The 1,112-nt window shown below is 66.4% G+C and carries 1 protein-coding gene; it reads right to left on the bottom strand.

The annotated features are described in order from the left end of the window. Position 1 precedes the first annotated feature (1 nt). Entirely contained in the window at positions 2 to 1,105 is a 1,104-nt protein-coding gene (locus tag MFF58_RS31725; protein WP_238294303.1) for a TAXI family TRAP transporter solute-binding subunit, read from the bottom strand. Between the last annotated feature and the right edge of the window lie 7 nt (positions 1,106 to 1,112).

The following is a 1,112-nucleotide window of genomic DNA, read 5'->3' as shown; positions in this document are numbered from 1 at the left end:
GTCAGCGTGCCTGCCGCCACTTCAGATAGGCTTGGTAGATTTCCTCCTTCCCGGCCGGCCGGCTGGACTGCGACTGGAAGAAGCGCTCGAGCTCCGTCCGGCCCGCAACCTCCTGTTCGCGATGATTATCGAGCCAGTCCTGGGCGGGCTGGAAGCGCGTCCAGCCGCTCACCGATGCCGCCAGATTGACCTCGCGCCACTTGGGATGCCGTTGTGGTGCCAGGAACCGGTCGAACTGCCCGAAGAACGCGTCGATGAAGCGGACGAGCTTGTCGTAGCGCGCGGAGCCCCTGGGGCTGTTGTAGACGCCGAGGATCGTGCCAACCGCGACGGTCTCCACCGCGTCCCCGGACACGAGCTTCGGATAATCGGCATGGCTGAGGCTGGCGGGAACGTAGGCCTCGTTGATCGTGTCCGGATAGGGCGTCTTCACGAGGTGAAAACGGTCTCCCGGGTCGAAGCCCGCGATGAAGGCCACCGGCTTGGCAGCCACCGAAACGACGGCCTCGATCTCCCCCTTGCGCAGCATCTCCAAGGCGGTGGGCTGGTCGACGTTGACCGCCTCCACGCTGACGCCGAGTTCGCGAAACATCGCGCGGCCGCTATAGTCGGTGCCGCTGCCCTTCACGTCGAAGCTGACCCGCTTGCCGGCGAGATCGGCGACCGTGGTGATCGCGTTCGGCGCGATGACGTGCAGCTCGTCGTCGAACAGCTTGGCGATGTACTGGATATGCCGGTCGACGTTCTTCAGGCGCTTGTCCTGGCGAAGCTGCTCCAGCGTGTCGGTGCGGACGAAGCCCAAGTCGACGCCCTTCAGGAAGCGGATGTCGTAGGCATTCTCGCCCGCGCCTTTGCCGAGGATCGGCAGGATCCGCAGCTTGTTGCCGTCATCCAGCACGAAGGCGAGATCGGCACCGACGCGGAAGTAGGTTCCTCCGGGCGTGCCCGTCACCACGGTGACGGTGTTGGCGTTCATCCGCTCGCCGAGTGCCGCCTCCGTCAGAGGCTCCCCCTCCGGCGCCGTCGCCTCCCGAGCCCTCGCGCCCGGGGACATCGCGAGGACGGCGAGGCCGAGAAAGACGGCGAACCCAGTGAGCCTCGGCATGTGCGCG

The organism is Methylobacterium longum (genome assembly GCF_022179385.1).
GTDB lineage: Bacteria > Pseudomonadota > Alphaproteobacteria > Rhizobiales > Beijerinckiaceae > Methylobacterium > Methylobacterium longum.
Note: the sequence above shows the minus strand (reverse complement) of the source record. Positions and strands in the feature narration are given on the sequence as shown.